Source organism: Exiguobacterium sp. ERU653, assembly GCF_018617775.1.
GTDB lineage: Bacteria > Bacillota > Bacilli > Exiguobacteriales > Exiguobacteriaceae > Exiguobacterium > Exiguobacterium marinum.
Map to the genome: position 1 here is coordinate 1 of NZ_JACSKV010000001.1, position 23,305 is coordinate 23,305.

At 46.7% G+C, this 23,305-nt stretch carries 19 protein-coding genes, 14 tRNA genes and 2 rRNA genes; 31 read left to right on the plus strand and 4 right to left on the minus strand.

Annotated features, from left to right (window positions below; translation table 11 throughout):
• The 21 genes from KNO95_RS00005 to KNO95_RS00105 all read left to right on the plus strand — a co-directional run.
• Nucleotides 1-122 (plus strand): 23S ribosomal RNA (locus KNO95_RS00005); the annotation flags it as partial.
• 94 nt (nucleotides 123-216) lie between these two features.
• Nucleotides 217-333, plus strand: a 5S ribosomal RNA gene (gene rrf, locus KNO95_RS00010).
• 8 nt (nucleotides 334-341) lie between these two features.
• Nucleotides 342-416, plus strand: a tRNA-Asn gene (locus KNO95_RS00015).
• Nucleotides 417-427: 11 nt separating this feature from the next.
• Nucleotides 428-518: transfer RNA gene (locus tag KNO95_RS00020), tRNA-Ser, on the plus strand.
• 18 nt (nucleotides 519-536) lie between these two features.
• Nucleotides 537-611: transfer RNA gene (locus KNO95_RS00025), tRNA-Glu, on the plus strand.
• 16 nt (nucleotides 612-627) lie between these two features.
• Nucleotides 628-701: transfer RNA gene (locus KNO95_RS00030), tRNA-Met, on the plus strand.
• A gap of 9 nt (nucleotides 702-710) precedes the next feature.
• Nucleotides 711-786 (plus strand) — tRNA-Asp (locus tag KNO95_RS00035).
• 31 nt (nucleotides 787-817) lie between these two features.
• Nucleotides 818-893: transfer RNA gene (locus KNO95_RS00040), tRNA-Phe, on the plus strand.
• A gap of 7 nt (nucleotides 894-900) precedes the next feature.
• Nucleotides 901-984, plus strand: a tRNA-Tyr gene (locus KNO95_RS00045).
• Nucleotides 985-987: 3 nt separating this feature from the next.
• Nucleotides 988-1,058, plus strand: a tRNA-Trp gene (locus KNO95_RS00050).
• Nucleotides 1,059-1,074: 16 nt separating this feature from the next.
• Nucleotides 1,075-1,150 (plus strand) — tRNA-His (locus KNO95_RS00055).
• A gap of 7 nt (nucleotides 1,151-1,157) precedes the next feature.
• A tRNA-Gln gene (locus KNO95_RS00060) sits at nucleotides 1,158-1,232 on the plus strand.
• Between the two features lie 4 nt (nucleotides 1,233-1,236).
• Nucleotides 1,237-1,311 (plus strand) — tRNA-Gly (locus KNO95_RS00065).
• A 9-nt stretch (nucleotides 1,312-1,320) separates the two neighbouring features.
• Nucleotides 1,321-1,394 (plus strand) — tRNA-Cys (locus KNO95_RS00070).
• A 9-nt stretch (nucleotides 1,395-1,403) separates the two neighbouring features.
• Nucleotides 1,404-1,484 (plus strand) — tRNA-Leu (locus tag KNO95_RS00075).
• A 6-nt stretch (nucleotides 1,485-1,490) separates the two neighbouring features.
• A tRNA-Gly gene (locus KNO95_RS00080) sits at nucleotides 1,491-1,561 on the plus strand.
• A 67-nt stretch (nucleotides 1,562-1,628) separates the two neighbouring features.
• Nucleotides 1,629-2,777, plus strand: coding sequence for a tRNA epoxyqueuosine(34) reductase QueG (queG, locus tag KNO95_RS00085; protein WP_214878102.1), 1,149 nt, complete (start codon nucleotides 1,629-1,631; stop codon nucleotides 2,775-2,777).
• Nucleotides 2,758-3,198 (plus strand): methylated-DNA--[protein]-cysteine S-methyltransferase, encoded by a 441-nt coding sequence (locus tag KNO95_RS00090; protein WP_051545997.1) that lies wholly within the window; start codon nucleotides 2,758-2,760, stop codon nucleotides 3,196-3,198. The genes queG and KNO95_RS00090 overlap by 20 nt, the downstream gene beginning before the upstream one ends.
• Before the next feature lie 12 nt (nucleotides 3,199-3,210).
• Nucleotides 3,211-3,684 carry a tRNA (uridine(34)/cytosine(34)/5-carboxymethylaminomethyluridine(34)-2'-O)-methyltransferase TrmL gene (gene trmL / locus KNO95_RS00095; RefSeq protein WP_026826698.1) on the plus strand — a complete coding sequence of 158 codons (474 nt, stop codon included), beginning with the start codon at nucleotides 3,211-3,213 and terminating at the stop codon, nucleotides 3,682-3,684.
• Nucleotides 3,685-3,911: 227 nt separating this feature from the next.
• Nucleotides 3,912-4,469, plus strand: coding sequence for a DUF5366 family protein (locus KNO95_RS00100; RefSeq protein WP_026826697.1), 558 nt, complete (start codon nucleotides 3,912-3,914; stop codon nucleotides 4,467-4,469).
• Nucleotides 4,466-5,341, plus strand: coding sequence for a hypothetical protein (locus KNO95_RS00105; RefSeq protein WP_026826696.1), 876 nt, complete (start codon nucleotides 4,466-4,468; stop codon nucleotides 5,339-5,341). The genes KNO95_RS00100 and KNO95_RS00105 overlap by 4 nt, the downstream gene beginning before the upstream one ends.
• Before the next feature lie 41 nt (nucleotides 5,342-5,382).
• Here the strand turns inward: KNO95_RS00105 and KNO95_RS00110 are convergent, their stop codons facing one another.
• On the minus strand, nucleotides 5,383-7,170 hold the full coding sequence (locus tag KNO95_RS00110; RefSeq protein ID WP_026826695.1) for a transglycosylase domain-containing protein: 1,788 nt from the start codon (nucleotides 7,168-7,170) through the stop codon (nucleotides 5,383-5,385).
• A gap of 155 nt (nucleotides 7,171-7,325) precedes the next feature.
• Between KNO95_RS00110 and KNO95_RS00115 the strand changes: the two genes are divergently transcribed.
• Genes KNO95_RS00115 through KNO95_RS00130 form a run of 4 tightly spaced genes read left to right on the plus strand, consistent with a single transcriptional unit; the run spans nucleotide 7,326 to nucleotide 13,514 of the window.
• Nucleotides 7,326-8,480: a glucose-1-phosphate adenylyltransferase gene (locus tag KNO95_RS00115; protein WP_026826694.1), complete on the plus strand. Its 1,155-nt coding sequence runs from the start codon at nucleotides 7,326-7,328 to the stop codon at nucleotides 8,478-8,480.
• The gene (glgD, locus tag KNO95_RS00120; protein ID WP_235181864.1) at nucleotides 8,422-9,615 is read left to right on the plus strand and encodes a glucose-1-phosphate adenylyltransferase subunit GlgD; all 1,194 of its coding nucleotides are present in this window, start codon (nucleotides 8,422-8,424) and stop codon (nucleotides 9,613-9,615) included. The genes KNO95_RS00115 and glgD overlap by 59 nt, the downstream gene beginning before the upstream one ends.
• 10 nt (nucleotides 9,616-9,625) lie before the next feature.
• Complete coding sequence (gene glgA / locus KNO95_RS00125; protein WP_026826692.1) at nucleotides 9,626-11,059, plus strand: glycogen synthase GlgA; 1,434 nt, start codon at nucleotides 9,626-9,628, stop codon at nucleotides 11,057-11,059.
• Between the two features lie 22 nt (nucleotides 11,060-11,081).
• A complete protein-coding gene (locus KNO95_RS00130; protein WP_026826691.1) occupies nucleotides 11,082-13,514 on the plus strand; it encodes a glycogen/starch/alpha-glucan phosphorylase in 2,433 nt (810 codons plus the stop codon).
• Nucleotides 13,515-13,529: 15 nt separating this feature from the next.
• Here the strand turns inward: KNO95_RS00130 and KNO95_RS00135 are convergent, their stop codons facing one another.
• Nucleotides 13,530-14,345, minus strand: coding sequence for a sulfurtransferase (locus tag KNO95_RS00135; RefSeq protein WP_034771210.1), 816 nt, complete (start codon nucleotides 14,343-14,345; stop codon nucleotides 13,530-13,532).
• A 99-nt stretch (nucleotides 14,346-14,444) separates the two neighbouring features.
• On the opposite strand from KNO95_RS00135, the gene KNO95_RS00140 reads away from it, so the two are divergent.
• The 3 genes from KNO95_RS00140 to KNO95_RS00150 all read left to right on the plus strand — a co-directional run bounded on the left by KNO95_RS00140 (nucleotide 14,445) and on the right by KNO95_RS00150 (nucleotide 17,704).
• Nucleotides 14,445-16,172 carry a phospho-sugar mutase gene (locus tag KNO95_RS00140; RefSeq protein ID WP_026826689.1) on the plus strand — a complete coding sequence of 576 codons (1,728 nt, stop codon included), beginning with the start codon at nucleotides 14,445-14,447 and terminating at the stop codon, nucleotides 16,170-16,172.
• A gap of 126 nt (nucleotides 16,173-16,298) precedes the next feature.
• Nucleotides 16,299-17,057 carry a transporter substrate-binding domain-containing protein gene (locus KNO95_RS00145; RefSeq protein WP_026826688.1) on the plus strand — a complete coding sequence of 253 codons (759 nt, stop codon included), beginning with the start codon at nucleotides 16,299-16,301 and terminating at the stop codon, nucleotides 17,055-17,057.
• Nucleotides 17,054-17,704, plus strand: a complete 651-nt coding sequence (locus tag KNO95_RS00150) for an amino acid ABC transporter permease (protein ID WP_026826687.1) — start codon at nucleotides 17,054-17,056, stop codon at nucleotides 17,702-17,704. Before KNO95_RS00145 ends, KNO95_RS00150 begins: the two co-directional genes overlap by 4 nt.
• Nucleotides 17,705-17,747: 43 nt before the next feature.
• Here KNO95_RS00150 and KNO95_RS00155 read toward each other — a convergent pair whose 3' ends face one another.
• Both KNO95_RS00155 and KNO95_RS00160 read right to left on the minus strand, forming a co-directional pair.
• On the minus strand, nucleotides 17,748-18,845 hold the full coding sequence (locus KNO95_RS00155; protein ID WP_026826686.1) for an ABC transporter ATP-binding protein: 1,098 nt from the start codon (nucleotides 18,843-18,845) through the stop codon (nucleotides 17,748-17,750).
• Nucleotides 18,846-18,949: 104 nt separating this feature from the next.
• Entirely contained in the window at nucleotides 18,950-19,801 is an 852-nt protein-coding gene (locus KNO95_RS00160) for a PucR family transcriptional regulator (RefSeq protein WP_235181863.1), read from the minus strand.
• A 69-nt stretch (nucleotides 19,802-19,870) separates the two neighbouring features.
• On the opposite strand from KNO95_RS00160, the gene KNO95_RS00165 reads away from it, so the two are divergent.
• From KNO95_RS00165 to KNO95_RS00175, 3 genes are all read left to right on the plus strand, one after another.
• Nucleotides 19,871-20,962, plus strand: coding sequence for a DUF445 domain-containing protein (locus tag KNO95_RS00165; protein ID WP_051546028.1), 1,092 nt, complete (start codon nucleotides 19,871-19,873; stop codon nucleotides 20,960-20,962).
• Between the two features lie 35 nt (nucleotides 20,963-20,997).
• Nucleotides 20,998-21,369, plus strand: a complete 372-nt coding sequence (locus KNO95_RS00170; RefSeq protein WP_026826683.1) for a YlbF family regulator — start codon at nucleotides 20,998-21,000, stop codon at nucleotides 21,367-21,369.
• Between the two features lie 129 nt (nucleotides 21,370-21,498).
• Entirely contained in the window at nucleotides 21,499-23,277 is a 1,779-nt protein-coding gene (locus KNO95_RS00175) for an SLC13 family permease (protein WP_214878103.1), read from the plus strand.
• Nucleotides 23,278-23,305: the final 28 nt, after the last annotated feature.

The following is a 23,305-nucleotide window of genomic DNA, read 5'->3' on the forward strand; positions in this document are numbered from 1 at the left end:
ATGAGATTTCCCTTTGAGCAATCAAGAAAGACCCCTCAGAGACGATGAGGTAGATAGGTCATGGGTGGAAGCGTGGTGACACGTGGAGCTGAATGATACTAATCGGTCGAGGCTTTGATCTAGTCTATGGTTTGTGTTGATGAATCCTCAGTTTTCAGGGAACAAGCCCTAAAACAATATTGACATGCGTATGACGCGGTGTTAATATTCATTTTGTCTGGTGGCGATAGCGAGACGGCCACACCCGTTCCCATGCCGAACACGGAAGTTAAGCGTCTCAGCGCCGAAAGTAGTTGGGGGATCTCCCCCTGTGAGGATAGGACGTTGCCAGGCAAGATCGTTCCGCAATAGCTCAGTGGTAGAGCAACCGGCTGTTAACCGGTAGGTCGTAGGTTCAAATCCTACTTGCGGAGCCACTTTCTCTTTTGGAGAGCTGTCCGAGTGGCCGAAGGAGCACGATTGGAATTCGTGTAGGCGGCAAAACCGTCTCAAGGGTTCGAATCCCTTGCTCTCCGCCAGTTTTTCAAATATGTAATGGCCCGTTGGTCAAGCGGTTAAGACACCGCCCTTTCACGGCGGTAACACGGGTTCGAATCCCGTACGGGTCACCATCTAATTTTATATCGTCGCGGGGTGGAGCAGTCTGGTAGCTCGTCGGGCTCATAACCCGAAGGTCGTTGGTTCAAATCCAGCCCCCGCAATTATTGTCCGGTCTCGTGGTGTAGGGGTTAACATGTCTGCCTGTCACGCAGAAGATCGCGGGTTCGAATCCCGTCGAGACCGCCATTTTTATTTTTAAATCAATCATACTACATATGGCTTTGTAGCTCAGTTGGTAGAGCAAAGGACTGAAAATCCTTGTGTCGGCGGTTCGATTCCGTCCAAAGCCACCATATATGTGGGGGGGTAGCGAAGTGGCTAAACGCGGCGGACTGTAAATCCGCTCCCTCGGGTTCGGCGGTTCGAATCCGCCCCCCCCCACCACTTAGGGGCATAGTTTAGCGGTAGAACTACGGTCTCCAAAACCGTCAGCGCGGGTTCGATTCCTGCTGCCCCTGTTTTAATTTCATCATGGCGATTGTGGCGAAGTGGTTAACGCACCGGATTGTGATTCCGGCATTCGAGGGTTCAATTCCCTTCAGTCGCCCCATTATTATTGGGCTGTAGCCAAGTGGTAAGGCATCGGATTTTGATTCCGACATGCGTAGGTTCGATCCCTTCCAGCCCAGCCATTTTGCGGAAGTAGTTCAGTGGTAGAATACGACCTTGCCAAGGTCGGGGTCGCGGGTTCGAATCCCGTCTTCCGCTCCAATGACTTTTGGCGCCATAGCCAAGTGGTAAGGCAGAGGACTGCAACTCCTCTATCGTCGGTTCGATTCCGACTGGCGCCTCCAACATAATATGCCGGTGTGGCGGAATTGGTAGACGCGCACGACTCAAAATCGTGTTCCTCTGGAGTGTCGGTTCGACTCCGACCACCGGTACTTTCTGCGGGTGTAGTTTAATGGTAAAACCTCAGCCTTCCAAGCTGATGACGAGAGTTCGATTCTCTTCACCCGCTTCATATCTCTCTGCCGAGTGGCGGAGAGATTTTTTGTATGCGAAAATATATAAAGGAGGTGAACGGAATGGACCCGTACACATTAAAACAACAAATCCTCGAGTACGCCGAGACTATCGGCATTGACGAGTTGAAAGTGACGACAGCTGATCCGTTCATCGTCATGAAACAACGACTTATTCGGCAACAAGAGAAAGGATTTGCCTCAGGATTCGAAGAACCGGATTTAGAGAAACGCACAAATCCTGAACTCCTGCTTGAAGAAGCTCAATCAATCATTGCGATCGCCATCGCCTATCCAAGTAAATTAAAGGATGCGCCCCGTAGTGTCGCCGGCGAGAGACGAGGATTGTTTGCTCGTGCTTCGTGGGGACTCGATTACCATCGGGCGGTCGGCGATCGGTTGGCAAAACTCCAAGCGTATATCGAAGAATTGGTTCCAGGCGTGCGGACGCGTTCGATGGTCGATACGGGTGAACTCGTAGACCGAGCTGTCGCAGAACGTGCGGGAATCGGGTTTAGTGGAAAAAACTGTTCCATCATCTCTCCTGAGAAGGGATCCTATCTTTATTTAGGTGAAATGATTTTAGATGCATACTTGCCGCCGGATGAAGCGATTGAAGACGGATGCGGAGATTGCGATAAATGCATGACGGCCTGCCCGACGACGGCCCTTGTGGAGCCGGGTGTCCTCGATGCAAAGCGCTGCATCGCCTATCTCACACAGATGAAGACGTTGATGCCGAGGGAGTTTCGGTCGAAACTTGGCGGTCGCCTATATGGATGTGACACGTGCCAGCAAGTCTGTCCGTACAATCGTAAAAAAGACTGGCGCCACCATGAAGAATTGTTACCGGAAGCTGAGATTGTCAAACCGCTCTTAGAGCCGCTTTTGGCATTAAGTAACCGGGAGTTCAAACAAAAGTTCGGACATTTGTCGGGCGCTTGGCGTGGGAAGAAACCGATTCAACGAAATGCGATTTTAGCACTCGCGCATTACCGGGAACCTTCTGCGATTCTAATCTTACGGGAATTCATCAAACAGGATGAACGAGAAGATATGCGCGCGACGGCGGTGTGGGCGATCGGTGCGATTCTCGGACCGGATGCCGATTCGATGTTTGAAGAGATTGAACAGAATGAAGCGTCTGACATGGTACATGAAGAGATTCGCATATATCGAGAGGAGTGGGCACATGAAGATCGTGTCGTCTAAATGGGGACCGTTAGCGTATGAATTAAACGCAGCAGGCAAGCTGACGGCTCTTGAGTTCACGACGCATGAACCGAAAGAAGAAGCACCTGAATGGTTGCGAGATCTCATGTTGCGAGTCGAGCAGACAGGGTTTCAAGAAGCAGATCGTGCCTACGTTGAAATGAACGGTACACCATTTCAACAGGACGTATGGGATGCTTTATTGACCATTCCGTATGGCGAGACACGAACATATAAACAAATTGCCGAGCAAATTGGGCGACCGAAAGCCGTTCGCGCCGTCGGTCAAGCACTCAATCGGAATCCATTGCCGATTCTCTTTCCATGTCACCGCGTTATCGGAAGCAGTGGAAAGCTTGTCGGTTTTGCGGGAGGGTTGTCCGAGAAACAACGTCTTCTAGAATTTGAAATGAAAAAGTGAGGGAAATCAATCATGGCGATTCATGTCGTAATGTTTCAACCAGAAATACCAGCAAATACTGGGAACGTCTCACGTACGTGTGCGGCGACGAACTCGGTCCTTCATCTGATTCGTCCGCTCGGCTTCTCGACGGACGATAAGATGCTAAAGCGCGCCGGTCTCGACTATTGGCAATTTGTCGATGTCCGTTATCACGACTCGTTAGAAGAACTGTGGGAGAAGCATCCGGATGGACAGTTCTTTTATATCACGAAGTACGGGGAACAATATCCGAGTGATTTAGACGTCTCTGATGTAGAAGGTGACTACTTCTTCGTCTTTGGTCGTGAAACGAAAGGCTTGCCGATGGAAGTCATCGAGAACAATTTAGATCGTTGCATCCGCCTGCCGCAATCGAATCTCGTCCGTTCATTGAATGTATCGAATACGGCGGCCATCATTGTATATGAAGCCCTTCGCCAACAAGGATACGCAGGGTTGAAATAAAAAAGAGCCGGATTCGTAAGAATCCCGGCTCTTATTCGTTACCCTCAGGTTTACGGTTATATCCAGCTGTCAAAATTGCTGAGAGGAAGACGACGCTGATTCCAACCATCAATAATAGGCCCATCCAAAAATCCCCCTTTTATTCTCCATAACTATGAATAGTATAATATACTTGTTAGTAGAATTGCACTGAATATAAGAAATTACTGTGAAATTGGAGAAGGAACATGAAAACGAATGTGTACTTACTGAGCTATGCCCCACTCATCGGAATTATTTTGTTTTCCACGTCACTTGCGATCGCGACATCCGAGTATGTGATCCAATGGCTGAATCAAATTGGCGTATATAGTGAAATCATCGAACTGTTATCCGTGCAAGAGACAAAAGTGCTTGTGCTCGTCGTATTCTTCACGATTTTCTTTATGTTGTTTAGCGCATTCAAGTTGGTTGCCGATACGTTCAATCAACTCGGTTTCGCCTTTTTTGCGCGGGAGACGAATGGGACGTCACTTCATCGGCTCAAACCTGGGGCCATCATCTTCCTCATCGGGTCTGGAATCAGCTTTCTCTTTTTGAACACGTTACTCGCCGTCATCGCCGTCCTCGTAGGAACGCTCTTGATGTATCTCTTTTACTATGTCTGGCAAGTAAGCCAATCGATGTCTGTCCCACGTGCCATCGGCTTATTGCTCATGCAGGCCGTTATGTGGGCGACGTTGATCAGTGGGTTAGGTTGGTCGGTCCTTCGCTTGTTTAATTCTGTCGGAGATATCATCTTATGAAAGAATGCTTTGAACCGACCTTTGATGTGATGGAAGCATGGTGTCATTCATTCGTACCTGAGGAAACATTGTATTGGATTGATTCCTCGTTCCTCGATGACTTACCGGTTTCCTGTCTTATTATCCCGAGACAAGAATTTGTCACTCATCCTATTTACCGAAGACCTGGAATTACGAATCCGTATGTGACATGGCAGATGGGTCAGGAGGTGACCCATATCATCCATGCGTTCTCTGGTTTTTTGGCGGAGTTGCAGGGTCATGTCAAAACACGTCTATTGGAATATCAAGTGATGACAAATCGCGGTCTCGTTTTGCCGATATCGGACGAGCAGATGAAACGTCTATCGAATGAGGCGATTGTAGAGAAGGACGGCACGCATGTAATCGTCTTGCATTCGCAAAATTGGAATGCTCTCGACATCGAGATGCGTCATTCTCTTCTGCTCGACTATGCGAAGGAGTGGGATCGTTGGGAAGGGGAACCCTGTGATGACTCGATTGCCTCGTATCTTGCGGACTATGCAAATCGGTTTCCAATCCAGGAGGGAAGTAACTGTCTCGCAGCGACGTTGTTTGCGGTCACAGGAAACGAACAAATCGTTCACCAATGGGTTCATCCGGAGACATTCCTTCAGACACTAAAGCGAAGTGGGTACGAAACCGTGAAGGATGATGCGCCAAGGTCGAATGACGTCCTGACGTTTTGGAACGACCAAGGGCAACTGATTCATGCGAGTTACTGTGTGAGAGATGGACTCTATTTCAACAAACATGGTCAAGTTCGTTTCAACCCTTGGAAACTGATCGATCACGACGAGTTGAAGGAACATTGGGGAGCATATCGACTTCAGATTGAACGTCGGAAATAGAACAAAAGGAGTCAGCCCACTTTTCAGCGGCTGACTCCTTTTTAATGCGACTCCGTCCAAACAATCGCTGGATACGCACGGTTGGCGAGTTCTGGGAACGGACGAGGTGTGTCGGCACCAAGCCAAATGGCGGTGATGGTGCGATCGGTCAGTCCGACGTACCACATGTCTTTATTGTCGTTTGTCGTTCCCGTCTTGCCTCCGAGATAATCGTAGTCGCCTTTCACTCGATTCGCATAGCGTCCCGTCCCGTACGTGGTGACGGTCGATAATGCTTTCTTCATCACGTCCATGGTATCCGTAGACCAAATGGCCTCTTTGGTCAAAATTGGCGTCAATGTCGGCTCCCCGGACTTGAATTTGATTTGTTTGATCGTATGTCCTGATGTATAGACACCTTTGTTTAAGAACGGTGTGTAGGCGGCTGCCAGTTCTCTCGGAGAGACTCCTTGTGTGAGTCCACCAAGAGCGCTAGCTAAGTTCTCATCCTGTTCATCCCATTGACTGAACATCATGTCTGCCGTCTTATACGCCCTCTCTTGATCAATCGCTGAGAAGGCGGCGAGAGCAGGTGTGTTATACGAGTAGGCGACCGCGTCCTTTAACAAGACATCACCTAACACGCGGTCGTGGCTATTCCCGGGACAATACGAACCGTAACAGGTCGGTCGTCCATCGAGTACTGTGTCAAGCGTCGCACCAGTGTCTTCGATAAATGGTGCGAACACGAGAATTGGTTTGATGGCTGATCCTGGTTGGCGATACGCCTGTGTCGCCCGGTTGAACTCACCGACTTGTGTCATTTCTGAATCGACCATTGCCACGATTCGTCCTTGAGGTGTCAGTTCCGTATAGCCTCCGTTCAGCCCGGGAGGAAGTTGACTCATCACCCGTTTTGCTTGTTTCTGTTTCCCTGTCGATAAGTAAGTCTCAATCGTTGCTTCATGGGTAGATAAATAATCTCTTGCTTCGGTATCGTCCAAGTCATAGCGCGTACGTACCAATTGAATCGCCTCGCGGACGGCTGTATCCATATAGTCCGGGTATTGGATTGTTTGACTGCGATATGATGCTTCTAGCTTCACGCCGTGATACTGATCGTAGGCACTCTTTGAGAGGATACTTGCTTCAAACAATTGTGTCAAAATCCGGTCCTTCCGTTCAAAATAAGCTTCTGTAGGATTGAGCGGGTCGTAAAGGGACGGATTATTCGGTACCGTCAACAGATAGGCCAGTTGATTCCAATTCAAATCAGCGAGCGGCCTTGAAAAGTATGTATCAGCCGCAGATTGAATCCCATATACGTTATGTCCAAAGAATATGACATTGCTATAAGCTGTTAAAATTTCTTTTTTGCTATAGTTTTTTTCAAGCGCTTGCGCGATTAACAATTCCTTCACTTTTCGTTCATATGTTCGCTCATGTGTGAGGTAGACGTTTCGTGCGAGCTGTTGTGTGATCGTGCTCCCACCTTGAACGGATGTCTCGTTCGCGTTATTGATAAACGCACGGGCGATTCCGCTCAAATCATAACCGGGATGAGCATTGAATTTACGGTCTTCAATAGTCATGATGGCTTCTTGAATGTGTTTAGGCAACGCCTTTGGAGTTACATCATTTCTACGGCCAGCCAAATAAATTTGTTGTTCCCCACCATTGTATGCGAGTGTGATGGCATGTTTCGACGAGAGTGGTTGCGCCGACACCAGTTCTTCTCCCCACGATAAAATCTCTTCAGTTTTATCAATCTCTTCTTTCAATGCGTTTGTGAGTGTTAAGGAAGTCGCTAAAAGTCCAGCGAAAAATAAAGTTCCAATCCAAGCTCTCATCCAATCACCTCTTTCTATTCATTATATCGTCAAATTTATAAAAAAATAAAAAATGTAAACGTTATCATATAATAATTCGAGAAGGAATACTTTAGGAAAGAGCGAAAAAGGGTAAAAGAGGTTGTATATTACGATTTTGAGGAGGCTTATTATTTATGAAGCAAGAAATGGTTGCGATGCTCCTTGCGGGAGGAGAAGGAAAACGATTAGGGCCTCTCACGCGAAAAACGGCGAAACCAGCCGTGAATTTCGGCGGAAAGTACCGAATTATCGATTTCCCATTGTCAAACTGCACGAACTCAGGAATCACAACAGTCGGGGTATTGACGCAATACGAGCCACTTGAATTGAATCGTTACTTAGGAATCGGGACAGCATGGGACTTAGATCGTCGCAATGGAGGATTGGCGATTCTTCCACCTTATCAAGCACAGTCGGGGAAAAATTGGTATGAAGGAACAGCTAATGCGATCTATCGTAACTTGAGCTACATCGACGCTTACGATCCGGATTACGTCTTGATCTTATCAGGAGATCACATTTACAAAATGGACTACGAGAAGATGCTCGAGGCCCACAAAGAAAAACAAGCCGATGTGACCATCTCTGTCATGGAAGTACCATGGGACGAAGCATCACGATTCGGTATTTTAAACACAGCGGATGACCTTCGAATCAATGAGTTTGATGAAAAGCCTGAAGACCCAAAGAGTAACTTGGCATCGATGGGCATCTACATCTTCAACTGGAAAGTCTTACGAGAGCATTTAATTAAAGATGCTGAAGATGAGACGTCGAGCTTTGACTTCGGGAAGAACATCATTCCAAATACGCTTCTCCAAGGGCTTGACGTCTTCGCCTACAAGTTCAAAGGATACTGGAAAGATGTTGGGACGATTCAATCACTTTGGGAAGCGAACATGGACCTCTTAGAGGAAGACCCTCCATTTGATTTGTATGACCCAGATTTTAAAATCTATTCGGTCAACCCGAATCAGACACCTCAGTATATTGGAAAAGATGCATGTGTCGAACAGTCTGTGATCAATGAAGGGTGTCATATCGAAGGAGAAGTGCAACACTCGGTTCTATTTTATGACGTCCGTGTCGAAGAGGGCTCACTCGTCAAAGACTCCGTGATTATGCCGGGGGCTAGAATTGGGAAGGATGTAACAATTCACAGAGCCATTGTCGCGAGCTGTGCAGTCATTGAAGATGGTGCGACAGTCGGTGAGCCAGGTGGTGAAATCGTTGTTATTGAACCACATGAAAACATCGAAAGCGGAACCGTCTTCAAACAACGGGTTTGAAACAAGTAAAGAGATACGCAAGGAGGCGTTACTGTTGACGAACGATTTATTAGGGGTCATTAACTTAGGAACGGAACAAGGATTGTTTCCAGAATTTACAGGACATCGCAATTTAGCAGCAGTCCCTTTTTCAGGACGATATCGCCTGATTGATTTCACGTTGACGAATATGATTACGCAAAATATTAGTCAAGTCGGGATTTTTACATTAGATAAGTATCGCTCCTTGATGGACCACCTCGGATCAGGAAAAGAGTGGGACTTAGATCGCTCTCAAGGTGGGCTTCACATCTTCCCTCCGGCATTAAAACCAGACGGTGAAGCGTATCTTGGGGATTTGGCAAACTTTTCGATACACCGTGAACATTTCATTCGCAGCAAGCAACCGTATGTAGTTATTACAGGGTCGAACGTGCTGACGACGATTGACTATAACGACATGCTCGAACATCACAAATCGATTGGTGCGGATATCACACTTGCTTATACAACACATGAGCAGAAATGTGGTTACTGTCGCCCGATTCGTCTCGGTGAGAACGATCGTGTCGTCGGCGTGTCAGAACGAGGATTTTCACCAGATGATGAGTATTCATATACAGAGACAATTATTATGTCAAAGAATCTCTTCATGCGGCTCGTTGACGAAGCGACGTCTAAAGGTGAATATGATTTATTAGATGGCGTCATTCGTCCACAACTCCACCGTTTACACGTTCACGGTTATCATTATGTCGGGAAAATGCAAGTCATTCATTCTGTACTTTCTTATTATAATGAAAGTATGCGATTGCTCCGTGGAGAAGGGATTATTTACGATTTCCCGCACATTTATACGAAAATCAAGCACGAACCACCTACTCGTTACTTGAAAGGTTCGAAAGTGAATGAAGCACTCGTGGCGAACGGATGTAAAATTCATGGGGAAGTTCAAAACAGTATTCTCTTCCGTGGTGTTCAAGTAAGTAAGCATGCTCGCGTCAAGAATTCTATCATTTCGTCGAAGTCGATCATTGAAGAAGGGGCTGTTGTCGAAAATGCGATCCTTGATAAAGAAGTGGTCGTAAAACGAGGACAGGTCATTCGGGGTACAATCGACGAACCGATTGTCATCGCAAAACGAACAGTGGTGTGAGGAGGATTTTATGAAAATTTGGTATGTTGCTTCAGAAGCGGCACCGTTCATGAAGACGGGGGGGCTAGCCGACGTCGTCGGTTCCCTCCCTCAAGCGGTGGCGGATTTAGGAGAAGAGGTTAGCGTCGTCATGCCGAAGTATGGATCGATTGCTGAAGAGTATGTGGACGAGATGGAGTATTTATTCGACCTAATCGTTCCGGTCGGTTGGCGCAAGCAGTTTGGTGCGGTCTTAAAATTAGAGCGGGATGGCATCAACTATTATTTCATTGATAGCGAGTATTACTTTAAACGTGATGGTGTTTTATATGGACACTTTGACGATGCAGAGCGATTCGCGTTCTTCTCGCGAGCTGTACTCGAGATGATTGGAAAGATAGAAGATGTGCCCGATGTCCTTCATTGCCATGATTGGCAGACAGGGATTTTACCAGCCTTTTTACGAATCCATTATCAACATATTGAAGCGTATCAACATATTCGCACCGTCTACACAATCCATAACTTGCAATATCAAGGAGTCTTCCCTGAAGAGATTTTGGGAGAGCTACTACAGTTCGGTCCTGAACATTTTACGGCTGAAGGTATTCAGCATAACGGTCTCGTCAATTACATGAAAGCAGGAATCGTCCACTCAGATCAAATCACAACCGTCAGTCCATCTTATCGCGATGAAATCATGGAGCCATATTACGGTGAAGGATTAGATGGAGCTCTGCGTCATCGCGCTGTCGATGTACGAGGAATTTTAAACGGCATTGATTTGTCGACGAATGACCCGAGTACGGATGCTCGTATTGCACAGACGTATGATTTGGATACGTATAAAAAAGGAAAAATCGCCAACAAACGAGCGTTACAAGAGCGTCTCGGTCTTGAGGTACGAGACGATGTCATGCTAATCGGTTTTGTCAGCCGACTCGTTGACCAAAAAGGACTAGATTTAATAAACGCTGTCCGTGAAGAACTCGGTCAATTGCCTTGTCAATTCGCATTTCTCGGTTCGGGACAACCGGAATATGAGGGAATCATTCACGAGATGACGGCAGCACATCCGGGAACGGTCGGTTCATATATCGGTTTTGATATCGAACTCGCGCACTTGATTTATGCTGGGGCGGATGCTTTTTTAATGCCGTCACGTTTCGAACCTTGTGGACTCAGTCAACTGATTTCCATGCGATACGGCACATTGCCCATCGTACGTGAGACGGGCGGACTGCGGGATACGGTGAAGCCGTATAACGAGTTCACGCAAGAAGGGACCGGATTTGGGTTCATGAACTATAATGCCCATGAGATGTTGGCGACAATCGAATACTCGATTCGTGTCTATTCCGAGAAAGAAAATTGGGATGCCCTCGTCCATCAGGCGATGACCGCGGACTATAGCTGGAAACAATCCGCCAAGCAATATCGTGAGTTATATCATTTATTCGCATGATTGGAAGGAGCTAATTTGATTTATGTTCACAGATAAACAGAGCTTTGTCGGCGCGTTTAAGGAACGATTTATCGCATTGAATGGAAAGTCGATTGAGGATGGGACAGAGCAGGAAGTGTATCAAACATTGGCAACGATGGTACGCGAACAGGCCATGCCGAAATGGATCCATACGCGAGACCGTCAAGAAGAAAAGCATAGTAAGCAAGTCATCTACTTCTCACTTGAATTTTTATTAGGCCGTTTCCTGTACAATAACTTGTTAAGCCTAGACGTATTAGAACTCGTCAAAGAAGGGCTTGAGGATCTCGGATACGATTTTACCGATATCTCAGAGTTGGAACCGGAACCTGGTCTCGGGAACGGGGGGCTCGGTCGTTTAGCAGCTTGCTTCCTTGATTCGTTGGCCGCACTCAGTTTACCCGGACACGGGAACGGGATTCGATATCGCTATGGTCTCTTCAAACAGAAGATTGTGGATGGATATCAGGTCGAGCTACCGGACAATTGGCTCCGTGATGGAAACATGTGGGAAACGAGACGTCAGGATAAGGCGGTCGACATTAACTTCGGTGGATGGATCGAGATGAAGCAAATCGGAGACCGATTGCGTGTCGTCCACCATCCGGATGAAGTTGTCAAAGCGGTCCCCTACGATATGCCAGTCATCGGTTATCAGAATGACGTTGTGAATACGTTGCGTCTTTGGAACGCTGAATCGCCCCTTGACGATGAGGCTTATTTAGAAAAAACGAAAGGGACGTATAAAGACTTGTTAAAACATAAACAGTCGATTGCGACCATTTCGGAATTCTTATATCCGGATGATACGACTTATGAAGGAAAAGTACTTCGTTTGAAACAACAGTATTTCTTCGTGTCGGCAGGAATCCAGTCGATGCTTGCTTCTTACTTAAAAGGTAATAAATCTCTCAAACAATTGGGCGATCATTATGCGATTCACATCAATGATACGCACCCGGTTGTTGCAATCCCTGAATTAATGCGAATTTTGATGGATGAGCATGGATACGGATGGGATGAAGCGTGGCGAATCACGAAGAGCGTCATGTCGTTTACGAACCACACGTTACTCGCAGAAGCACTTGAAAAATGGCCGGTTGAGATGTACCAGCGGCTATTGCCACGTGTCTATCAGATCATCGAAGAAATCAATCGACGTTTCTGTCGTGACGTCCTGGTCAACTATCCCCATCTCGAATCACATATGGGTGAAATCGCCATCGTATCGAATGAGCATATCAATATGGCCAACTTGGCCGTCGTCGGCTCTCATTCGACGAACGGGGTTGCACAAATCCATACCGATATTTTGAAACAGCGTGAGATGCGTTACTTATATGAGATTTTCCCACTGCGATTTAACAACAAGACGAACGGGATTACCCATCGTCGCTGGCTCTTAAAATCGAATCCACGGTTATCTGAGGTCATCACAGAAGCAATCGGTCCTTCGTGGATTGAGCATCCAAATGATTTGGAAAAGCTGATGGATTTCTCAAAAGATAAGAGTTTTCAAGAAAAAGTGATGGATGTGAAGCAACAAAATAAATTCGATTTGGCAGCTTACATTCAATCGGAGACCGGAGAAACGGTTGATCCGCATTCGATTTTTGATGTGCAAGTCAAGCGTCTACACGCCTATAAGCGACAGTTGCTAAACGCGCTTCATATCCACGCGCTCTACTTGAAGATTCAAGCAGATCCGACGTTCACGATGGTTCCACGAACGTTTATCTTTGGCGCAAAGGCGGCACCAGGATATCATTATGCGAAAGAAATTATTCGTTACATCAATGCGCTTGCGACATTAATCAACAAGGATAAGCGAGCAAGTCAATTCATCAAAGTCATCTTCCTTGAAAACTATCGTGTTTCAATGGCTGAACGGATTTTCCCGGGATCTGATTTGAGTGAACAAATTTCGACTGCAAGCTATGAGGCATCGGGTACCGGCAACATGAAGTTCATGATGAATGGTGCTTTAACGATTGGAACGTTAGACGGAGCCAATATTGAGATTCGTGATGCCGTCAGCGATGATCACATCTTCATTTTCGGATTATCTCCACAAGAAGTCATGAACTATAAAAAGTTCGGAGGGTATCATGCAGCGGAGATGTATCACGCACATCAAGAAATCAAGGATGTCGTCGATGGTCTCGTCAGTGGGACATTCGATAAGGTAGGCGAATATCAATTCCAGTCCATCTTCGATTCACTTCTCGTCTACAACGATGATTTCTTAGTCTTAAAAGACTTTATCTCTTACATGCGAGCACAGCGACGTGTCGACGAGATGTTCGGTGATCGTGCGCGTTGGGCAGAGAGCTCAATTGTCAATACGGCGAAATCGGGCATCTTCTCAAGTGACCGAACCATCACGGAGTATGCAAACGCAGTTTGGAATATCAAACCGACGAGTGTGAAATAAAAAATGATCCACCCGTTACGGGTGGACCTCGTTTTCTGGATAGCTGACCCAATCGGAATATGACCCTGGATAGAGCCGGACATCGTCCTTACCGAGAGCGTGTAGCGCTAAAATATTGACGCAGGCGGTCACACCGCTCCCACAATAAAAGATGGGGTTCTCGACAGGAAGAACATCTTTGTAAAGTTCTTTCAAATCGTGAAAGTCTTCTAATGTGCCGAGCTCTGTAATAGCTTCTGCATATGAGCAAAGCAATGCGTTCGGAATGTGTCCTGCTTTTTGGTCTATCGGTTCGTGTACGCCGTTATAGCGATCTTCTGATCTAGAATCGTAAAGTTTACCGTTTGTGGCGGCTCTTACTTCTTCGAGTGTGGCAATCATGTCATCTTGGAAGTCCGGCGTATAGTCACTCGACTTATAGTGTGGAATCTCCGTCGTGGTATCACCGCAATAGGTGATTCCCGACTGGATTCCGCCTTCTAGGACGACGACCCGCTCGTGACCGGCCCATTTAAAGAGCCACCATGCACGGGCTGCATACGGAAAACCGTCATCATAAATAACGACAAGATCATCTTTTTTCAAGCCGATGCGACGAAGCGTTGACGTCCATGCCTCTTTTGAAGGGAGCGGATGACGTCCACCATGTTCACCGAGTGGACCAGACAAGTCTTCCATCAAGTCGAGAAAGACTGCGTTCGGAAGATGTCCCTGTCCATAAACGTATTTACCGTAGGACGCGTCGTTTAACGAATATCGGCAATCGATGAAACGAATCGAGTTCGTATGCACGATTTGTTTTAATTCTTGGGCACGCATTGTTGGAAACATTAATATCACCTCGAGGTTTCATTACTCTCATCGTATACAAGATGGAAGCAATTGGCGAGTACTTCGATTGATTTTTTTAAGGTGAAAGGGGAATAAACCATGACATGGCAACAAACATATGAACGTTGGAGTCAATTTGATGGACTTGAACCGCATTTGCGTGCGGAACTTGAAGAACTCGCAAAAGATGAGTCAACGTTAGAAGACGCATTTTATAAGACGCTGGAGTTCGGGACAGGCGGGATGCGGGGAGAAATTGGACCGGGCGCAAATCGAATGAACATGTATACCATTCGAAAAGCGTCTCAAGGGTTTGCTGACTTTATCTCATCCTCAGGAGAAGAGGCGAAGCGTCACGGCGTCGTCATCGCCCATGACTCGCGTCATTTTTCTCCGGAGTTCGCGTTAGAGGCGGCGCGGACGCTCGCGTCAAACGGCATCAAAACGTACTTGTTCCCAAGTTTGCGCGCCACACCTGAGCTCTCATTTGCGGTACGTCATCTTGATGCATTCGGCGGGATCGTCATCACAGCTAGCCACAATCCCCCTGAGTATAACGGGTTCAAAGTATATGGGGCAGACGGTGGACAGCTTCCACCGGCGGAAGCGGATGAACTTGTCAGTTACGTCAATGCGATTGAAGATGAGCTGACGATTGAAATCAAAGATGAGGCAACGCTTCGTCAGACGGGTTTGCTCGTCACAGTCGACCGATCAGTCGATGAAGCGTATATGGAGGCGCTCCAGTCAATCCGTATTCATCGTGACGTACAGGACAGTTCCCTTCAAATCGTCTATTCGCCGCTTCACGGGACAGGGCGCCGTCCAGTCATGGAAGGGTTGAAGGCGTATGGATTTGACCATGTGACGATTGTAGAAGAACAAGCAGAGCCAGATGGCGCGTTCCCAACAGTCAGTTATCCGAACCCGGAAGAAAAGGCGGCGTTTAAATTAGCAATGGAATACGGGGATCGTGTCAGTGCTGATTTACTGATGGCGACCGATCCTGATGCCGACCGTGTCGGCTTGACCGTGCGCGGACAAGATGGTGATTGGTTCGTCTTGACGGGAAACCAGACAGGTGCGCTATTGATGGAATATATCCTCTCACAGAAGAGTGAAACGGGGACGCTTCCATCGAACGGGTTCGTCGCGAAGACGATTGTCACGTCCGAACTTGGTGCCGCCATTGCGAAAGCATACGGCGTGCATCTTGAAAACACGCTGACCGGATTCAAATTCATCGGTGAGAAAATTAAACAGTATGAAGAGTCTGGAGAATATGAGTTCCTGTTCGGCTATGAAGAAAGCTATGGCTACTTGATTGGGGATTTCTGCCGTGATAAGGATGCCGTTCAGGCTTGTTTACTCGCAGCGGAGATGGCGGCTTATCATAAACAACATGGTCGCACGCTTTATGATGCGTTGCAGTCGATTTACGAGAAGTATGGGTTCTATGAAGAATCGTTACAGTCGATGACGTTGAAAGGAAAGGCTGGTCTCGAACAAATCGGACGGATGATGGAAGCGTTCCGTGCCAATCCGCCAAAAGAAGTAGGGGGATACGAGGTCGTTCGCTTCGAAGACTATAAGAAGCAAGTGGCGACTGACTTGCAGACCGGTAAGTCTGAAGCCATCGAATTGCCATCATCGAACGTCTTAAAATTCATCTTTGCGGACGGGTCATGGTTCTGCCTTCGTCCGTCTGGAACAGAGCCGAAAATCAAGTTCTACTTCAGTGTACATGCGGATCGTGCCGACAAAACGACTGCAAAACGTGAAGCGATTGAAGCGGACGTCATGCAACAGGCGAAAGCGATTGATTGATACCGAACATCACTCTAGAAATAGGGTGATGTTTTTTGTTTGACATGAAGACACTCCGCCAGTATGATGAAGTTATTGTTTAAAACCGTGTAATCATATAAGGATTATAAGAAAGGCGGAATCATCATGAGAAAAACGTTAACTACAGTATTGACACTTGGAGCTTCAGTAGGGCTTCTCGCAGCTTGTGGCAATGAAACAGGAAGTGGAGCGGACGAAGCGGTCATTACTGTCGGGACAGAGGCGACTTATCCACCCTTCACATATAAAGACAAAGGTGAATTGATGGGATATGATATCGATGTCTTGAATGAGGCGGCAGAACGTGCCGGTTATAAAGTTGAATACGAGGCAATGGACTTTAAGGGACTCGTCCCGGCTCTCGATGCAGAACGCATTGATATGATTGCCAACCAAATGAGCATCACACCTGAGCGTGAAGAGAAATATGCATTTACTGATCCGTATGCCGTGTCGGGTGCACAAGTCATCGTCGCTTCGGACAACAATGATATTCAAGGAATTGACGACCTTGATGGCAAACTAGTCGGCTCGACACAAGGTTCTGCTTATGCCCAAATGGCTGAAGAAGCAGGTGCTGAAGTGAAATACTACAAAGGGGCAAACCAAGTACTTCAAGATCTCGAAGTCGGTCGCTTGGAAGCGGCACTTAATGACCGTCTCTTTATTTTGACAGAACTTGAAAAGACAGGTTATGACGTCAAAGCAGTCGGTGACATCTTCAATACAAGTGAAGCTGGATTCATGGCACGTCAGGATAGCGATGTTCTTAAGAAGTTGAACGATGCACTCGCGGAAATGAAAGAAGATGGCACAATGAAAGAAATCGGTGAGAAATACTTCGGTGAGGATATCAGTCAATGAATGAACTGATCACGACCGTCATAGATAACCGCTCGGTCTATCTTGAAGCCATCCAGCTCACGTTGATCGCCAGTGTCCTGTCGATTCTTCTCGCCTTGGCGCTCGGTCTGATCATCGCTTTACTTCATAGTAGTCCAATTAAAATTGTACGATTGTTAACACGGACATATATCTCGTTCTTCCGTGGAACACCGCTGTTGCTCCAGTTGTTGATTTTGTATGTCGGTCTCACTGGGTTCGTGCAACTCAGTGGGATGCAGGCGCTCATCTTCGGATTAGGGTTTCACTTTGCGGCCTATATCTCAGAAGCATTTCGGGCGGCAATTAACTCTGTCGACAAAGGACAAGTGGAAGCGAGTGTCGCGCTCGGCATTCCGAAAATGAAGCGTTTCAAAGACATCATTTTCCCGCAAGCGCTCTCTCGTGCCATCCCGCCTGTCTCGAACTCGGTCATCGACATTATCAAGTCGACATCGCTTGGTACGGTCATTGCGGTTCAGGAGTTGACGTACGTGTCTGACCAGATTGCGGCCACAACCTATCTGGTCATGCCGTTACTCTTGTTCTCGGCTTCAATCTATTGGATTTTGTCGACCATGATTCAAGCTGGGCAACATAAACTCGAACAGCGTTACGCGATTCGATGATAAAAAACCCTCGATTCAAACGAATCGAGGGTTTTTGTATGGCTTAACGGATGACTTGTTCTGTTTCTCCGTCGAAGAAGTGTGCTTTTGTCATATCGAGGGCGAGTTCAACATCGTCACCCATGTGGATGTTTGAGCGACCGTCGACACGTGCTGTGAACTGGTGTCCACCGAGTTCCGCATAGAGGTATGACTCTGATCCCATGAGCTCAGCGACATCGATGTGTGCTTTGAACGTATGCGTTGTTGGCGAGTCGATGTAGATTGGCTCATCATGGATTGATTCTGGACGAATCCCGAGGACAAGCTCTTTACCAACATAACCACGGTCACGAAGGGTCTTCATTTTTCCTTCTGGTACGTTGACTTCTTCCCCGTTCGTGATGAATTTGCCTTCTGCGAGTGTACCGCGGAAGAAGTTCATTGAAGGGGAACCGATGAAACCGGCGACGAAGATGTTGTCCGGGTAATCGTAAACTTCTTTTGGTGAGCCGACTTGTTGGATAAGGCCGTCTTTCAAGATGACAATACGTGTTGCGAGTGTCATCGCTTCAGTTTGGTCATGGGTAACATAAATCGTAGTTGTGTCCAAACGGTTGTGAAGTTGAATGATCTCTTTACGCATTTGTACACGAAGTTTTGCATCCAAGTTCGAGAGTGGTTCGTCCATTAAGAAGACTTTCGCATCACGAACGATGGCACGTCCGATGGCCACACGTTGACGTTGTCCACCTGAGAGTGCTTTTGGTTTACGCTCGAGGTATTCCTCCAAGCCGAGAATACGTGCAGCGTCTTTGACGCGACGATCAATCTCATCTTTCGGGAACTTACGGAGTTTCAACCCGAATGCCATGTTGTCAAAGACACTCATGTGTGGATAGAGTGCATAGTTTTGGAAGACCATGGCGATATCACGATCTTTAGGAGCGACATCGTTCATTCGTTTCCCATCAATGGTAAAGTCACCGTTTGAAATTTCTTCAAGGCCTGCGATCATACGAAGTGTCGTCGATTTTCCGCAACCAGACGGTCCGACAAATACAATGAATTCACGGTCTTTAATGTGTAAGTTAAAATCGCTGACGGCTTTGACGCCACCATCGTAAATTTTTTCAATATGTTCTAAACGAATTTCTGCCATGTCGTTAGCCTCCTAAAGGATCTGTTTGTTTATAATAGCGCTTACAAGAATGATTATATGATGAAACCGCTTGCATTGAATATAGACAAGTTGCACAAAAACCGTCAGTCGGATTTGTGCAACGTGACCATTAGTTGAAGGAGACTAGCGTCATAGAACTTTCGAGCGTCATAACCGGTCGTCTCGAACAAGCGATCGAGTCGATAGTTCAGCGTGTTTCGATGCATGAACAGCGCTTTGGCCGTATGTGAGACATTCAACGAGTGGCTGAACAATGATTCGAGCAATTCAATCGTTGACAGGTCGATCGGTTCAAGCAATGGTGCAATTCGGCGAATCCGTTCTTTTGAATCCTGCTCTTGTAGTAAATAATGGTATAATAATTGACTAGCAGGGTAAGTTTTAGTAGAGAGACGCGCGTATGGTATGAGTAGTTGATGTTGACGATACACGTGGGCTAGGTTGCCTTGTGGGCGTTCGCTATACACGGCATAAGCTTCTATAAAGCAATCGCTCGCAATGGCACGCAATACGTCCTCAAATTCTTGGAGATCGGCAAACGTGTCTTGCTCGATGAGTTCGAGATGTTTTTGGGTCATCATTATCATTTCAGCATGCGGCATGAAGTCGTGTACAATGCTGATGAATGAATCGAGTGATTCCTCTTCTGTTTCTTGAAGCGAAAGGGTAATCAGCCGAAACGGTTGTTCAAAGCGAAACGTATCATCCTGCAAACGCTCTTGCCACTTTCGCTGATGAGGGTCTGACTGAAGAATGGGAGTCGCCCACATGCGTAGAAGTTGCTGTTCACGTTCGGTTAATTCGAACGTTGGTAATCCAAATACGGTACCGTTTTGCGTCTCGAACCAGTCATGGTCACCAGATGCATCTTCCGACCGATGGACAGCGGCCGGAAATATCGATTTAATACGATCAAACGTATTCAATACTATCACCTCAACAACAATGTATCATATTTCAGATTGGAGGCTTGCAGTTTGGACGGGATATTGAAGATTTTACTCATGATTGTGATTGGAGCAACGATTGGGGGTGTGACGAACTTCCTCGCCATTAAAATGTTATTCCGACCACATGAACCGAAATATATTGGTTCGTTCCGGATTCCATTTACTCCGGGACTGATTCCGAAGCGACGGGATGAATTAGCATCCAGTTTAGGAAAGACCGTCGTCAAACACTTGTTGACACCAGAAGGTATGCGAAAGCGATTGCTAGATGATCAAGTGACGACACACATCACCCAATTTGCTCAGCAAGAAGTTCAAGCGATGTTGCGCTCGGATAAAACGGTTCGAGAACTCGTAGAACCCCTCTACCCGAACGCGGAGGCACGCATCCTCACGTTAGCGGATGACAAGTTACGTGACGAGTTAACGAGCGTCATGGCTGAAGTAAAAGAAAGAAAGTTGTTCGAGTTACTTGGGGAAGAAGGTATGGACCGCGTACGGGCGGTCATTCCTGAAATTGTTGATGCGCTTCTTGTTAAATCGGAAGAATATTTCTATTCTCCGGAAGGTGAGGCACAGCTTCGACATATGGTTGATTCGTTTGTTCAACGTCGACTCGGATTTATCGCAGGATTCATTCAAAACATGAACTTTGTCGAAATGGTTCGACCTGAAATCGTCAATATTTTAAGAGGTCAGTCAACGCGTGACGGAATGACGACGATGATTACGCGCGAATTTGAGCGTTTTAGTGAAAAATCAGTCGATACGCTAATGGACGAACGATTAGAAAAACGACTCATCGATGGCATTGTGCAACAGGTAGTCTCACGCTTACCAATAGCGCAATTGTTGGATCGCCCTGTATCGACATATACGGAGTCTGTTGAATCCCGTGTCGTCGACGAAATCGTCCCACAAGGCGTGACGCTTGTCATTGAGCGCTTCACGAATCAATTGGAGACGATTATGGATCGATTAAAGATTGATAAAATTGTTCAGGAACAAGTTCAATCTCTCGATACGTCTTACCTAGAAGAAATTGTATTATCCATTTCCAAACGGGAGTTTCGGGCAATAACATGGCTTGGCGCGCTATTAGGTGGTATGATTGGGTTGATTCAAGGGTTGATTGCCATCTTGTGATGGCGAAACCCTAATAGTATTTAGGAGGACGTTACATGTCACAAACAAACTTGTACGACCAAGCTTACCAATTGGAGAAAGCACTTCGCGATTCTGAAGAGTTCACAACACTCTCTTCTTTATACGATCGTGTCAATGCGGATGCGGAAGCGAACCAGTTGTTCGCTGACTTCCGTAACATCCAAATGACGCTTCAACAAAAGCAAATGCAAGGAGAGGAAATCTCTGAGCAGGAAATGATGGATGCGCAAACGAAAATGATGAGCGTTCAACAGAACGAATTGATCATGGAGCTCATGCAAGAAGAGCAACGCATGCACCAGCTCGTTACAGAAGTAACGAAAGTCATCATGAAACCACTTGAAGAGCTTTACGCTCCGATGGTGAATGAAAATGAAGTTCAATAAGACAATGATGAACGGGTAGCTTTCGGGCTATCCGTTTTTTTGTTGATGAGATTGTCACACCTGTTAAGTAAGCGCTTTCATAAACTGAATTATAATGAAGATGTGATAATGGGGAAAGGGTGAACTGTCATGGTTACTGTCCTTATACTTTTAGGGATGATTCTCTTTTTCATAATGGGATGGCTACGGGCAGATTTGGTTGCTGTGATTGGACTTCTCTGTCTCGTCTTAACAAATCAATTGACTCCGAGTGAGGCGGTATCCGGATTCTCAAATTCGGTTGTGTTGATGATTGCCGGACTATTCGTGGTCGGTGCGGGATTGTTTCATTCTGGCTTGGCAGAACGACTGGCTTCCTTATTGATTCCATACGCCAACGGGAGCGAGACGAGGTTATTCTATTTATTCATGTTGACCGTCACGTTCCTTTCAAGCGTCATGTCAAACACAGGCACGGTCGCATTACTCATTCCAGTCGTCATGGCGATGGCGCGCCAAATTAAAAGGTCTGCCAAAACATATCTCATGCCGCTCGCCTTCTTCTCAAGTATTGGTGGAACGATGACATTGATTGGGACACCACCAAATCTAGTTGCAGCAGAATCGTTACGTGGTCTTGCGGAAGTCCCGATCGGTTTCTTTTCGCTGCTTCCGATTGGCTTGGTCGTCATGGTCGTGGGATTGGTTTATTTCCGTCTGTTCGGAAATCGTTTACTCGATCAAGGTAGCTCGAATGAGTGGGCTAAAGAAGAAACAAAAGAACCACCAAGTCCGAGCGTGTATGTCATATCGATTGAGAAATCCCACCCTTTAATTGGGAAGCGGTTGAGTGACCTGAAGTGGTCACATAATGGGATTCTTGTTCTAAAAGAACGTATTCAAGGGATACGTCAACACTATGAAACAGCACGCGCCGACACCGTGATACGCGCAGGAAGTTTACTCGTTAGTGGGGACGAACAGCAAGTTCGTTCCCTCTCACATCAGGAACAAATCCCTTATAAAAAGGTTGAAGCAAGAGCTGTAAATGATAAAGCAGGGGGCATCGTGCTGTTCACGATTCCAGCATCGAGTCAACTCGTGGGGAAATGCATCGGCGAGAGTCGATTACGGAGTGAGTTCCATGTCAACGTCTTACAACTGATCCGTCCACAAGAAGAAATTGCGCAAGTGCGATTGAAAGATACCCCGCTAAAACAAGGTGACTTATTGATGGTGCAAGGAGAGTGGGATGACCTTGAACGAATTGAACAAGACACACATCTATTGCTCTCGAATGAACGGGTGACCGATGTGGCCAATCGAACCGTATCCAGTCATCATCAGCTTGCAGCAGGCATCATCTTGCTTATGATGGTGGTACTGTTTGTATTCGAGTGGGTCGACCCGACCGTTGCGGTTTGGTTAGCGGCACTTGCAATCATTTTGAGTGGGGCTGTGCGTCATATGGATGTCGCATATCAATCGATTCAATGGTCATCACTCGTCTTGATTGCAGCTATGATACCGGTAGGGACTGCGCTTGAGCACGCGGGAGTCATGGCATGGTTAGTTGAATGGATAGAGAGTTCTTTTGCCGGATATGGACCTGCCTGGGTGCTCGTTGTTCTTTTTATTGCGACAATCCTACTTAGTCAAATCATCTCGAACACAGCGACCGCTATCTTGTTTATACCACTTGCTATCGCACTTGCGGAATCGATGGCGGTTAGTCCGGTCCCGTTCGTCATCGCCGTCGCCATTTCGGCGTCACTTGCTTTTATGACCCCGTTCGGGTCTCCGACAAATGCGATGGTGTTTAGTGTGGGGGGGTATCGATTCGTAGATTTCATAAAAGTCGGTGTGCCACTGCAACTACTGACTGCATTCTTCGGTATACTCATGATTCTGTTCTTATTTCCATTTTGAGCAGGAGTTGAGAAGGGACGAAAAGAAT